Source organism: Paenibacillus sp. BT-177 (genome assembly GCF_025846815.2).
Lineage (GTDB): Bacteria > Bacillota > Bacilli > Paenibacillales > Paenibacillaceae > Paenibacillus > Paenibacillus polymyxa_C.
This window is the reverse complement of the sequence record NZ_JAOYTP010000002.1, coordinates 327844-340629: the sequence shown is the minus strand read 5'-3', so window position 1 is coordinate 340629 and position 12786 is coordinate 327844. Positions and strand designations below refer to the sequence as shown.

The window sequence follows — 12786 nt, the reverse complement described above, 5'->3', positions numbered from 1 at the left end:
TCCATAGTATAATATGACGCCATAATGTTATAGAATAATAAATATATAAACTTATGAAGTGACGGTGAAAAATATGGACACTCAACTGTTAGGGAATATATCAGAAAATATTTTGGGCTTGTTTCCGATTGTGAAGAAGAAATTTTTCACCTACGGTCCGCTTGATTTTCCATTGCATTTGTCGCCTAATAACTTTCAGGTGCTCATGCTTCTGCGTGAAGTGCGTTCGTCTACAGTATCCGATTTGTCCAAACAACTTAATGTCTCACGCCCGAATATGACTCCTCTTCTGGATAAGCTGGTGGAGCATGGGTTGGCTGACCGCCAATCGTGTGACTCGGATCGTAGAGTCGTGAACGTAGCCATTACAGAAGAAGGCGACGCTTTTTGTGAACAGGTATTTCATACCTTCTCTAATAAAATTCAAGAGAGACTGGTGTATCTGCCGGAAGAAGAATTATTGCACTTGAGTGAAACGTTGAACGAATTGAAGCAGATTTTACTTAAAATCGACAACTCTGCTACGTGATTGATTGGCGTAAGCGAACTGACTTAAAGACCGCCCTTTCTTCGGAAAACAGGCGGTTTTTGTTGCATATTGTGGTATAATGAAAACCAACATACATAATTCGGTAATTTTAGCATACGTGATCTTTGAAATGGGAACAGGGTACATGATATCGTTATTTGGAGAGCCTGCTAGGGAAGGAAGGAACTTCTATGCAATCTATTTACCAACGCATTGAGGAGCTCATTAAGGAACGAGGTATGACGAAAAAGGCGTTTTGCCAGCAGTTGGGCATTAGTACAGGAAACTTTGGAGATTGGAAAAGAGGAAAAACGACACCGGGCACGAATAAACTCATTGAAATCGCTTCGTTTTTTAATGCTAGTCTGGATTGGATTATGCTGGGTCGAGATGTGCAGAGTAAAGTACTAAAGGAGTCGCAGGACCCTTATTTTTTTGGAGCTTCAGGGCAACTGAATTGCCAGGGGGAATCGCTAAGTGAGGCGGAAAGAGATTTTATACTTGAGTATATTGAATTTACCCGTTTTCGTAAAGAGAAAAACCAGCATAATTCAACTACTGATTAATGTTTGCTGTGAGGTTTGATAAGGATGTTCTAATGTGTACAATTGAAAAATAATTAGAAAAAAGCTACAGTGTCGGAGGGGAAACGTTTTGGGAGATCAAACTATTTATCAGCGGATTGAAGCTTTAATTAAGGATCGGGGAATGACCAAGAAGGCATTTTGTGAAAAGCTTAAAATCAGCTCAGGGAATCTCGGTGATTGGAGAAGAGGAAAAACAACGCCAGGTACCGCCCATTTGATTCAGATTTCGGACTTTTTTAATGTATCGCTCGACTGGTTGATGAAAGGAATTAAGCCGGGGGAAGGCGTGCTTCAGGAGCAGAAGGCTGCTTATTTTTTTGGGGTGATGGGGCCATTGAATTGCCAGGCTGAAGATCTTGAGACAGAAGAACAGAACTTTATTTTAGAATATGTTGAATTTGCGAAATACCGTAAGCAAAAAAGGGAGAAGGACAAAGCGAAACTTGAATAATCTATGGCTAAACGCCTGGGTGGATAACCCGTAAAACGGACTAAGGGGTTCGGTTTACGGGTTTATTTGGTTTCCTGATAATATGGCGGCGCGTCGGATGCTAAAATGCTTGTTGGGTTTAGTGTGGTGTCGCCTCCTTATAATCGTTATCGTCGATATTCAGAATTGCAGCAACTTGTTTTCTGTACCTTTGTGCTTTACGGGTGCCGTGAATCAGATTGGACAAGCGTGAAGGCGGGATATTGTGTGTCTCGCAAAATGTTTTCTGATCCAGTCGAAGCTCGACAAGCCTTTGTTTGATGGCCCACCCGAAGGAGGTGACAGGCATTTTGTTGTTCAAGATAAATCGCCCCTTACGGATTCTTGCAGAATAATTGGTGTGATATAATAATCATCAGTAAACATGTTAGAATTAACCATCTAAAACTATGATACACTTTTATACGTGTTTATACAATCTTAAATGCGTTATTTTATTAAAATAATTACTTAATTAAGTGCAAAAAGTGAAAATAATCCGACTATAGTCTGTGAGTGGTATGAATTTGGATACATGAATTAAAAATACTCTGCCGCTTGAGAAAAGGGCAGAGTATTTTTATTGTGACTGCTAGACTGGTAAAACGACGCATCAGAGGGAGGCTGGAAGGCGTTTGAATAGGATGGAGGAGGAAAAGGGCCTGGATGCATTCAATTGGCTACTATGGCTCATATAGGGTGGCTGAGTGATGTAGGAACTGGTCTGATGGCTATGGAAAAGGTGAGGCTGAAATAAGCTTGGCGTAGGTTCGTTAAATTTCTTCCAGGTGGTGAGCAACTCGCTGGTCATGTGATCGATAAGAGGATTCTTTTCCTCGTAAGGAGGATTGAGCAGTCTGAAGGCATCTTCGATACAGAAGGATACCGCTGTGGCAAAATAGCCGTGAATGGTCTGTTCTATATCGGTTCCGAGAAGGAAGTTAATCCAAGTGTGGACAGTAGCGAGTGTGCCAATTGCATTGTATTGAGTGAGTGTGTCTTCCAGTTGGTCAAATGCAAGCCAAGGATAAAGAGCCTTGGTGAGCTTGAGCAGACGCTGGCCAGAAAGTCGCGATTTTTTCACATACTGCGAGGAAGGATGTTGGGTGTACAGCATTTTATCAATAAGGGCGATCCGCCAACCGTCATTCTGCTGGATGGCTGCATACAGACTTTTGATGGCCATGCCGTCAAGGGTTGTAATTTGAGGATACCAATCGTCTCGCATAAAATGTTTCAGATCCTGTAGACTGTTCAAGTTTCCGTTACGGAAACGTTCATCCAGTCCGTAGAAACGGGTAAAACCACCAATGGGTAGGGAAGGGTCCAACAACAATGCGTAGTTTAGCAATCGGTTACCTTTATGCAGGATGGTTCGCCTCCTTGAGGTGAATATTTGTGTCAGTTTATTTGACTCTAATCTTATTTATATAATAATATTTCAATTATTTATGTAATATATATTTACACTTTGAGCTCTTTCATGTCAAATTAAATAATTTTATTGCTTATATATGTTATATAAAGTTACACTAAAAATAATTATAATATTATTGTTTACAAATTGTTGCTGAGAGAGTATAATAAATCTGTTGCCTCAATACATTATGACATGCGGTCGTGGTGGAATGGCAGACACGCTATCTTGAGGGGGTAGTGGGCGTATGCCCGTGGAGGTTCGAGTCCTCTCGACCGCATTATGTGTAATACCCAGTTGAAAAGCATCCTGACACGTTTTACGTGAAGGGGTGCTTTTTTCGTTAAATATTTTTCGTTATATCATTCTGTTACAGAAGCGGTCATATGGACAGCGGACCGCTCGTTAACTGTAATGAAGAAAGATGTCAGTTTTTCCGCAAAAGCTTCTCAATATCTCCTATAAGCTTATCTGGAGTGGTTTGCGGCGCATAACGCTTAAATACGTTACCTTCTCGTGTAATTAAGAATTTAGTAAAATTCCATTTGATCGCTTTGGAGCCTAATACTCCCGGAGCAGTGTGGGTCAGGTAGTGAAATAAAGGATGTGCCTGATCACCGTTGACATCTGTCTTGGCGAACATGGGGAAGGTCACACCGTAATTGATTTGGCAAAACTCGGAGATCTCCTCGCTGGAGCCCGGCTCTTGTTTGGCGAACTGGTTGCTGGGAAATCCCAAAATTTCGAGCCCCTGTTCATGATACTGGTCATATAGCTCTTGTAGCGCCTTGTACTGGGGGGTTAACCCACATTTGCTGGCAGTATTCACGATAAGTAGAACTTTCCCTTCGTATGTGGATAACGGAATTTGTACCCCTTGTAGGGTCTGTGCATCATATTTATATACGGTCAAGATATCCCTCCTCATTCAATATTCTGCAATTAAATTGTAAGCAACTCAACAAGGGGTTGCAAGTCCGGAAGAGTATACGGGCATTGGACCATTGTAAAATCGCCTTTTGTTCAAAACGGTAAATCGCACTTCAAATGGAGCTAATTGAGGTGTTTCTTCTCATAAAAACGGGTTCAATCGGTAATTATCTGGCACATATAGCGTATTTTCTTTCCTTTTTGCAAATAAGGAGTAACTAAGCCATACCCTACGCCAATATTGACATGCCTTTCATTTTCAAAAAGGGGTGAAATACAGAGTTTTAAAGAGATACGAGAAGCATAGATGCCTTGTAAGCGTTATTCTTAATCTCCTATGCTCTAAAGGGTGATTTATAGCCCCGCCGTTGAGCTTTACAGTCTTCCTTGCACGGGTGTATGATTCAAGACGTAATTTCAAATTAACACCAATGAAGCAACAACGAATTGTCTAAAGCGCTGAATTTTGCAGTTGCAAAAGCGGGGGAACCAACGAGTATGTACGGTTTTGCAAGCCGTGTGTGTCTCATGGGGTGAATTTTCCGGCCAAGTGCCGTAAATAGGGCGACTCTCACGTCCGAATCCGACAGCTAACCTCGTAAGCGTACAGGGAGAGGCAACAAACCGCCGTGTGCAACCATGGTTTATTTTATCATGGAATGTATGAAGCCGGAGGAAGCCTTTTTCCTTCGGCTTCTTTTTGTTGTCTTTTTATACCGGGAGAGGAGCTACTGATGGAAGGTCGGTTAATTATTGTCACTGCACCGAATGAAGCGGGCAGAAGTTTTGTGAAATTGCTTATGTTTAAAAAATTGGCGTTTGCAGTTCTCACAAATAGCACTCAGGAGGAACGACAGCTCAAAAAAATGGGTGTGGAGCACATTGTGCGCATCAATACGATGCAAGCGGGAAAATGGAATTTTCCTAAAAAAGAAATTGGTAGTGTGTATTTGTTCGAAAACAGCTTGAATCTGACTTGCCGTTTCCTGCAAATATGTCGGCCACTAACATCAGAATTGATCTATGTTATTACGCACGGCTGTAATCCACAAGGAATTTATCGGGGATTGGGAGCGGACCATGTGATCTACACATTGAACGGAGAGGTGGGTTTCCTGCTGAACGGATAAGCACTTATAACATAGCTGGTTTATGATTTTATGATGGAATCGGAAATGACGATCTGAAGAGCGATACGGAGGGTATGAACATGATGGATTTATACATGCTGCTCATAATGGCTGTGAGTTATGGAGTGATACTGCTGTTTGTACGCTGGTGTGATGCGCAGACCTCAAAAGGAGGCCGAAGAGGATGATTGTTGTGCTAGGACTCACGGCTATTGTGTTCGTGTATTTAATCTACGCACTCCTGAATCCTGAAAAGTTCTAGTCAACTATAGGATCGAGCAGGCGGGAACAGCAGATCAAGAATGAAGCATCAGAAGTGTAGATTTTCGCAAACGTGTGCACTCAATGGATGTTCTGAATCAGGTCTGTTGTTCCAAATGCAGGAGCATTATAAGGAGGAATAGAGGATGGAGCTACTGCAAATTGGAATTGTGATCGTCATATTGCTGCTCTTGGTAAAGCCGGTGGGCACCTATATGTATCACGTATTCTCGAATGAACCGAATCGGACGGATCGGATTTTTGGTGGAACGGAAAAGCTGATTTATAAGGTTGTAGGCTTGAAGAAACAGGACAGCATGCGTTGGACCACGTATGCTATGAGTTTCATTGCAACCAATGTGGTGCTTGTGGGGATCAGCTACCTGCTATTGCGCTTGCAGGCTATACTCCCAGGCAATCCGGTTGGAAACAGTAATATGGAAGCTTCATTGGCCTTTAATACGGTAATCAGCTTTATGACCAATACGAATCTCCAACATTATAGCGGAGAAAGCGGGCTTACGTATCTGACACAGATGGCGTTCGTCACGATGATGATGTTTACTTCGGCTGCTTCGGGGTTTTCGGTTGCTGCGGCTTTTATGAGGGGATTGACGCGGCGCGGTGAAGGACTGGGTAATTTTTTTCAAGATTTTATTAAAGCCAACATACGGATTTTTCTGCCGCTTGCCTTTGTACTTACGCTGGTGCTGGTGGGACTAAAAGTACCACAGACGCTACAGTCCACGGCGGATATTACGACTTTAAGCGGTACACAGCAGCAGATTGCTATGGGACCCATTGCCTCATTGGAATCCATCAAGCATTTGGGCACGAACGGGGGCGGTTTTGCGGGAGCTAATTCTGCTCATCCTTTTGAGAATCCAAGTCCTTGGACGAACGTACTGGAAATTTTAGCAATGTGGGTAATGCCGGCTTCGCTGCCGTATACTTTTGGATTGTTTGCCCGTAATCGCAAGCAGGGCTGGATTATTTTTAGCTCGATGATGGTCTTGTTCCTTATTTTTCTATCCATAACGTATGTGTCGGAGAAGACAGGTAATCCGTTAATCCAGGCACTGGGTATGGATGCATCTCAGGGAAGCATGGAAGGGAAAGAGGTTCGTTTCGGCATTGGACAATCGGCACTATTCACTGCGGTTACAACAGCGGCAACGACAGGTTCGGTCAATAATATGCATGATACACTGACCCCGTTAGGTGGTATGGCTGCTTTGGGAGAAATGATGCTAAACGTCATTTTTGGCGGCAAGGGCGTCGGGCTGATGAATATGCTGATGTATGCGATTCTGGGGGTGTTTATATGTGGACTGATGGTTGGAAGAACCCCGGAATTTATGGGCAGGAAAATTGAAGGCAAGGAAATGAAGCTGATTGCGATTGCCATTTTGGTACATCCGTTTCTCATTCTCGCTCCAACTGCGCTTGCGTTTATGAGCCATTGGGGATACGATGCAGTCTCTAATCCCGGATACCACGGGTTGACTCAGGTGCTTTATGAATATGCATCATCTGCGGCAAATAACGGTTCAGGATTTGAAGGTCTTGCAGATAACAACGTGTTTTGGAACGTTACGACCGGAGCAGTTATGTTTTTTGGACGATATGTATCCATGATTGCATTGCTGGCTGTAGCGGCTTCATTGAATGCCAAAGCACCGACCCCGGTGACGACGGGTACACTGCGCACGGATAACAAGCTGTTTGGAGCCATCCTCATCGGGGTTGTTCTGTTGATTGGTGCGTTAACCTTTTTACCAGTGATCGTATTGGGTCCTGTAGCTGAATTTTTGACCATGTAATGAAAAATGAGCATGAAGAAGAAAATGAGAATGGATGAACGGGGTGCTTGATCATGAAGGAAGAACGCAAACGCATGCTGGATAGAAGCATCTTGAAGCAGGCGGTCAAGGATAGCTTTATCAAATTAAATCCAATGATCATGATGAAAAATCCTGTCATGTTCGTCGTGGAGATCGGTACATTGGTCGTACTGCTCATGCTACTGCTTCCCGGTTATTTTGGAGCCGGCAAGGAAATGGGCTTTAACTTGGCTGTATTTATTATTCTGTTGTTCACGCTGCTTTTTGCTAACTTTGCCGAAGCGCTCGCGGAGGGACGGGGGAAGGCACAAGCTGCTTCCTTGAAAAAATCCAAGCAGGACTCGCAAGCTAATAAGCTTGTCGGAAATGAGATTCAAGTAGTCAGCTCGACAGCATTGCGTAAAGGTGACGTGGTAATCGTCTCTCAGGGCGAAATGATTCCAAGTGATGGTGAGGTCATTGAAGGCCTGGCTTCGGTGGATGAATCTGCGATTACGGGAGAATCAGCTCCAGTCATTAAGGAATCGGGCGGTGATTTTTGCTCGGTAACTGGCGGGACGCGGGTGGTCAGTGACCGCATTAAGGTGCGGATTACAACTGAGCCGGGTGAGACGTTTATTGATAAAATGATTTCGCTCGTGGAAGGTGCACAGCGGCAAAAAACGCCAAATGAAATTGCGCTGAATACATTGCTGATTAGCTTGACGATTATTTTTCTAATTGTGGTGGTGACGCTAGCTCCGATAGCCCGTCATTTTAAGATTGATTTGCCTGTTCCCGTGCTGATTTCGTTGCTAGTCTGTCTGATTCCGACCACGATTGGCGGGCTTTTGTCGGCTATTGGGATTGCCGGTATGGACCGGGTTACCCAGTTTAACGTGCTGGCCATGTCAGGCAAGGCGGTAGAAGCATCCGGGGACATCAATACGATGATTCTTGATAAAACGGGTACCATCACCTTCGGAAACCGGATGGCGAGTGAATTCGTGGTGGTAGATGGTGTAGAAAAGGCAGAGTTAGCGAAATGGGCGGCGATGTGTTCACTAAAGGATGAGACACCCGAGGGGCGCTCGGTGCTGGAATTGATGCGCAAGCAGGAGTACACGCTGGATGAATCCTTGGCAGCAGGTGGGACCTTTATCGAGTTCAAGGCAGAAACCCGGATGAGTGGTCTGGATCTCGCCGATGGACGAAGAGTACGCAAAGGCGCCGTGGACTCTGTCCGGCAGTGGATTGTATCGCAAAAAGGCAGTGTTCCGGCCGATCTGGAGGAAAAAGCAAATCAGGTAGCCGCAGAAGGAGGTACACCGTTAGCGGTGGCGCTGGATGATCGGATATACGGCATTATTTATTTGAAGGATACGGTGAAGCCGGGCATGAAGGAACGCTTCGATCAGCTTCGGGAAATGGGCATCCGCACGATTATGTGTACCGGTGATAATCCGCTGACCGCTGCTACCATTGCACGTGAAGCAGGTGTGGACGATTTTGTAGCAGAAAGCAAGCCGGAGGACAAAATTGCGGTTATCCGCCGTGAGCAGGAGCAGGGCAAGCTGGTTGCCATGACTGGAGATGGTACCAATGATGCGCCTGCGCTGGCCCAGGCAGATGTCGGTCTTGCCATGAATAGCGGTACGGTCGCGGCCAAGGAAGCTGCTAATATGGTGGACCTGGATTCTGATCCGTCCAAAATTATTGAGGTGGTCGCCATCGGAAAGCAACTGCTTATGACACGCGGGGCATTAACAACGTTCAGTATTGCGAACGATGTTGCTAAATATTTTGCTATCATTCCGGCGATGTTCATGCTGGCTATTCCACAAATGAGTGCACTGAATGTCATGGGACTGGGCTCCCCGCTCTCGGCTATTTTATCGGCGCTTATTTTTAATGCAGTCATTATTCCACTTCTGATTCCGCTGGCAATGAAGGGCGTGAAGTATAAGCCAATGAGCTCGGATCGTTTGTTGGGACGGAATTTACTGATTTATGGCCTGGGCGGTATGGTGGTACCGTTTGTCGGCATTAAGGCCATTGATTTGCTGGTACATTTGTGGATTTAGCGCAGAAAGGGTGAGCGACATGAGTGGTTTTTATCGGATGTTGTCTGGACGCAGGTTTGCTGCACATGAGAAAGCCGGATCTGGCGGACAAGGTCATAACAAGCGTACAGGGACGGAGGCAGTGCCGGAAAATCAACCGGAGAGACAAGAGATGCGAGGAAGCGCGGTTATTGGAGTGGCTTTGCGAACTTCTGTGCTAATGATCCTATTGTGCGGATTGGCATATCCGCTAGTTAGTACAGGAGTGGCGCAAGTCCTGTTTCCGCAGCAAGCAAACGGCAGTATGCTTCGTGACACGGAGGGGCGGGTAATCGGCTCTGAGCTGATTGGGCAGTCCTTTACCAATCCGGCGCTTTTCCAAGGTCGGGTATCAAGTATCGATTACAATGGGGCTGGTTCAGGCTCAAGTAATTACGCACCCTCGAACCCGGCATTGGTGCAGCGGATCAAGGATTCTATTGCGGATTGGCAGAAGCATAATCCGGATGTACCCGTCAGTCAGGTTCCATTGGACCTGATTACGAACTCCGGCTCCGGTCTAGACCCGCACATCTCGCCACAGGCGGCACAGGCTCAAATTCCGCGTATTAGCGGCTTGACGGGGATTGGTCAGGACCAGCTGAAGGCGCTGGTGCAGGAGCAGACCGAAGGCCGCAGCGCAGGGGTATTCGGCGAGCCGCGTGTGAACGTGCTCAAGCTGAATCTCGCGCTTGAAGCTCAAGTGCAGACGAAGGCTGGCAAGCGTTGAGAATATAATATTATTGATTTGTCTGATGATTAAGTTAAACTTATACTCACATATGCTCAAGGAGGCGGTCCGAATGGTAACGATGAATAAGCGGACAGACTATAGAAGGACAGCGCCTAATCGTCCATAAACTGCGTGTTTTCTTCTTGATGAGGGCAATGAATAATATGCAAGAGTATAAAATTTTAAAAATGAATGATTTTTCAAATCATCAGCTTTCTCGGATACGAATGTTGGAACAACTATGCAAGGATTTCGATGGTTCAAGTTTGAGAGTGGGCATAGAAAGCCTTAGAGAAAACGGCGGGGATAAAGCATTTCTTTGTCAAATGGGCAACCAGCTCATTGGCTATCTCAGTTGGTATACATCAGATGAAATCGTAGCTAATATTAACGCTATGGTTCATCCGGATTATAGGCGTCAGGGTGTGTTCCGCTCCTTAATGAACAAAGCTGCAGCAGAGATGAAAACACAAGACATCAAAACATGTCGTATCAGAATCCCGTCCAATTCAAAACCTGGAATTGATTGTGTGAAGCACTTGGGGGCGAACTTTAATACGTCTGAATTTACTATGCATTTAGTTCAGTGCCGCTCTGATATGTTACATCACATCGGCTTAGTTTTGCGTCTGGAGGAAGCTCAAGATTTTGATTTTATGGTTAAATGTTCGTCACAAGCTTTTGGGGATTCAGAGTCTTGGACAAGGAACTATTTTAAACATACGAGAGAACCAGAACGTGTTACCTACCTCGCTCTAGATGTTCTGACACCGGTTGGAATGATCAGAGTCAATCATGTTCATACGGATACAGCAGTTATTCATGATTTCTGTGTTCATCCATTATACCAAGGCAGAGGGTATGGCCGGGAAATTCTTGCTCGTGTGGTTAACATCTTACTTGCCAAGCAGTACACTCAGATTCGACTAGGAGTGGTTACTCAAAATAAACGCGCCTTGAATCTCTACAGGTCAATAGGGTTTGAGATTTCTGCTGAGTCTCATTATTATGTGAGTGCAATACACCATTTTAACGATTAAACTAGCACTTACTTATAGAGGACCAGAAAAAAGAGTGAGTAAAAAAAGGTATCTCGCTGCCGCATGGGCAAACGAGATACCTTTTTATGATTTAGCTACCAATCAACCTGTAATTGTCTGAATAATAAGCACTACATTCAAGATAATGATGATAGCGGTCACGATCCAGGTTAGTACTTTTTGCCACATTTTATTCGCAAATTCACCCATAATCTTTTTGTCACTGGTAAAGAGCAGTAATGGAATGATGGCAAAAGGAAGCTGGATGGATAAAATAACCTGACTCAGCACAAGCAACTCTTCCGCACCTTTTTCACCTGCAATCGCAGTGACGATGACCGCTGGAATGATCGCGATAAGACGGGTCACCAGACGACGCAACCAAGGTGAGAGACGAAGATTCAAGAAGCCCTCCATCACGATTTGTCCGGCTAACGTACCTGTCACGGTCGAGTTTTGACCTGAGGCAAGTAACGCTACTCCAAACAGTATGCTCGCAAGTGTGGTTCCCAGCAATGGCGAAAGCAGATAATAGGCATCACTAATCTCTGCTACATCTGTTCTTCCTGCTGTATGGAATACGGCAGCTGCTACGATCAAGATGGCTGCATTAATGAATAGAGCGAACATGAGCGCTATACTGGAATCCCAAGTTGCAAATGTAATAGCTTCCCGTTTACCTGCTGATGTCTGCTCATATTTGCGGGTTTGTACAATAGAAGAATGCAGATACAGGTTATGTGGCATTACGGTAGCTCCCATAATACCGATGGCAATATACAGCATGCTTGGATTCGTCAATATTTGTGAGTCCGGTACAAAGCCACCCAATACGCCGCCCCATTCTGGTTGTGCCAAAATGAGATTAATGCCAAAACAGCCGGCAATCGTGGCCATTAATACAATAACGAGGGTTTCCAATGCTCGGAAACCTTTATTTTGCAGCAGCAAAATGAGCATAACATCAAAAGCGGTAATGATGACTCCGTATAGTAACGGGAGACCGAACAGTAGCTTCAGAGCAATGGCTGAACCGATGACCTCGGCCAAATCCATGGCTGCAATGGCAATTTCACATAAAAGCCATAAGCCGATCGCGACAGGGCGACTGTAAGCATCCCGGCACATTTGAGCCAAATCTTTACCTGTAGCAATACCGAGCTTGCCAGATAAGGCTTGCAGCAGAATGGCCATCAGGTTGGAGATTAGAATGACACTAAGTAGTGTGTAGCCAAATTTTGATCCGCCAGCGATGTCTGTAGCCCAGTTGCCAGGGTCCATATAGCCGACAGCAACCATATAGCCTGGTCCAGCAAAGGCAAGAAACTTCCGAAACCAGGTCCCATCCTTCGGGATGCTCAAAGAACGATTCACTTCTGATAGTGAAGCGATTTCCGCGAAGTTGCCCTTTGAATTTTTCATACGCTTCACCTTCTTTGTTCATATTGAAATATATTATTAGTGACATAGCGATTGCGTTATCCCTATTGTACACCCACAATAGTTTTTGTCTAGTGCAACTTTTGTGTGGTCAAGCAAAATCATCGTATTTTTGAAACAATTGGCCATCTTAATTAAAACTAAACAATGGAAAAAACCAAGCCATATTGCTCTCAAGGGGCAGCTTGGTCGTTTTGGATTTTTAAATGTAGGCGGCCCATCAAGTTAGGGGTTAGGGGCTTATAACATATAGTGTAAACACAAAGGAGGTGGAACTAAACGGTAAATAATACGGTAAATAAACGAGTTATCATCCCTTTTTAAA

Annotated in this window: 13 protein-coding genes, 1 tRNA gene and 1 riboswitch; of the genes, 10 read left to right on the top strand and 4 right to left on the bottom strand. The window is 44.7% G+C overall.

Annotated features, from left to right (window positions below):
• Window positions 1-73 precede the first annotated feature (73 nt).
• From OIU26_RS07760 to OIU26_RS07750, 3 genes are all read left to right on the top strand, one after another.
• Window positions 74-529, top strand: coding sequence for a MarR family winged helix-turn-helix transcriptional regulator (locus OIU26_RS07760; protein ID WP_014599548.1), 456 nt, complete (start codon window positions 74-76; stop codon window positions 527-529).
• Window positions 530-720: 191 nt separating this feature from the next.
• Entirely contained in the window at window positions 721-1095 is a 375-nt protein-coding gene (locus OIU26_RS07755) for a helix-turn-helix domain-containing protein (protein ID WP_013369933.1), read from the top strand.
• A gap of 88 nt (window positions 1096-1183) precedes the next feature.
• The gene (locus tag OIU26_RS07750; RefSeq protein WP_013369934.1) at window positions 1184-1567 is read left to right on the top strand and encodes a helix-turn-helix domain-containing protein; all 384 of its coding nucleotides are present in this window, start codon (window positions 1184-1186) and stop codon (window positions 1565-1567) included.
• 118 nt (window positions 1568-1685) lie between these two features.
• Here OIU26_RS07750 and OIU26_RS07745 read toward each other — a convergent pair whose 3' ends face one another.
• A complete protein-coding gene (locus tag OIU26_RS07745; protein WP_013369935.1) occupies window positions 1686-1907 on the bottom strand; it encodes a Rha family transcriptional regulator in 222 nt (73 codons plus the stop codon).
• Window positions 1908-2198: 291 nt separating this feature from the next.
• Window positions 2199-2936, bottom strand: a complete 738-nt coding sequence (locus OIU26_RS07740; RefSeq protein WP_013369936.1) for an urease accessory protein UreF — start codon at window positions 2934-2936, stop codon at window positions 2199-2201.
• Window positions 2937-3199: 263 nt separating this feature from the next.
• Here OIU26_RS07740 and OIU26_RS07735 point away from each other — a divergent pair.
• A tRNA-Leu gene (locus tag OIU26_RS07735) sits at window positions 3200-3282 on the top strand.
• A 147-nt stretch (window positions 3283-3429) separates the two neighbouring features.
• Here OIU26_RS07735 and OIU26_RS07730 read toward each other — a convergent pair.
• Window positions 3430-3915: a glutathione peroxidase gene (locus OIU26_RS07730; protein WP_081317828.1), complete on the bottom strand. Its 486-nt coding sequence runs from the start codon at window positions 3913-3915 to the stop codon at window positions 3430-3432.
• A gap of 464 nt (window positions 3916-4379) precedes the next feature.
• Window positions 4380-4553: riboswitch (cyclic di-AMP (ydaO/yuaA leader) on the top strand.
• A gap of 113 nt (window positions 4554-4666) precedes the next feature.
• Between OIU26_RS07730 and OIU26_RS07725 the strand changes: the two genes are divergently transcribed.
• From OIU26_RS07725 to OIU26_RS07700, 6 genes are all read left to right on the top strand, one after another.
• Window positions 4667-5062: a hypothetical protein gene (locus tag OIU26_RS07725; protein WP_016820703.1), complete on the top strand. Its 396-nt coding sequence runs from the start codon at window positions 4667-4669 to the stop codon at window positions 5060-5062.
• 184 nt (window positions 5063-5246) lie between these two features.
• Window positions 5247-5324 (top strand): K(+)-transporting ATPase subunit F, encoded by a 78-nt coding sequence (gene kdpF / locus OIU26_RS07720; protein WP_080561203.1) that lies wholly within the window; start codon window positions 5247-5249, stop codon window positions 5322-5324.
• 145 nt (window positions 5325-5469) lie between these two features.
• Window positions 5470-7146: a potassium-transporting ATPase subunit KdpA gene (kdpA, locus tag OIU26_RS07715; RefSeq protein WP_264216443.1), complete on the top strand. Its 1677-nt coding sequence runs from the start codon at window positions 5470-5472 to the stop codon at window positions 7144-7146.
• A gap of 53 nt (window positions 7147-7199) precedes the next feature.
• Window positions 7200-9230: a potassium-transporting ATPase subunit KdpB gene (gene kdpB / locus OIU26_RS07710; protein ID WP_264216442.1), complete on the top strand. Its 2031-nt coding sequence runs from the start codon at window positions 7200-7202 to the stop codon at window positions 9228-9230.
• Window positions 9231-9249: 19 nt separating this feature from the next.
• Entirely contained in the window at window positions 9250-9978 is a 729-nt protein-coding gene (gene kdpC / locus OIU26_RS07705) for a potassium-transporting ATPase subunit KdpC (RefSeq protein ID WP_264216441.1), read from the top strand.
• 158 nt (window positions 9979-10136) lie between these two features.
• A complete protein-coding gene (locus OIU26_RS07700; RefSeq protein WP_264216440.1) occupies window positions 10137-11021 on the top strand; it encodes a GNAT family N-acetyltransferase in 885 nt (294 codons plus the stop codon).
• A gap of 102 nt (window positions 11022-11123) precedes the next feature.
• On the opposite strand, the gene OIU26_RS07695 is transcribed toward OIU26_RS07700, so the two are convergent.
• Window positions 11124-12443, bottom strand: a complete 1320-nt coding sequence (locus OIU26_RS07695) for an Nramp family divalent metal transporter (RefSeq protein ID WP_013369945.1) — start codon at window positions 12441-12443, stop codon at window positions 11124-11126.
• Window positions 12444-12786 lie beyond the last annotated feature (343 nt).

Bases quoted from the DNA above. Each gene is read 5' to 3' on its own strand.
- OIU26_RS07760 (WP_014599548.1), top strand. From the start codon at position 74: ATGGACACTCAACTGTTAGGGAATATATCAGAAAATATTTTGGGCTTG.
- OIU26_RS07755 (WP_013369933.1), top strand. From the start codon at position 721: ATGCAATCTATTTACCAACGCATTGAGGAGCTCATTAAGGAACGAGGT.
- OIU26_RS07725 (WP_016820703.1), top strand. From the start codon at position 4,667: ATGGAAGGTCGGTTAATTATTGTCACTGCACCGAATGAAGCGGGCAGA.
- kdpF (WP_080561203.1), top strand. From the start codon at position 5,247: ATGATTGTTGTGCTAGGACTCACGGCTATTGTGTTCGTGTATTTAATC.
- kdpA (WP_264216443.1), top strand. From the start codon at position 5,470: ATGGAGCTACTGCAAATTGGAATTGTGATCGTCATATTGCTGCTCTTG.
- kdpB (WP_264216442.1), top strand. From the start codon at position 7,200: ATGAAGGAAGAACGCAAACGCATGCTGGATAGAAGCATCTTGAAGCAG.
- kdpC (WP_264216441.1), top strand. From the start codon at position 9,250: ATGAGTGGTTTTTATCGGATGTTGTCTGGACGCAGGTTTGCTGCACAT.
- OIU26_RS07700 (WP_264216440.1), top strand. From the start codon at position 10,137: ATGAATAATATGCAAGAGTATAAAATTTTAAAAATGAATGATTTTTCA.
- OIU26_RS07695 (WP_013369945.1), bottom strand. From the start codon at position 12,443: ATGAAAAATTCAAAGGGCAACTTCGCGGAAATCGCTTCACTATCAGAA.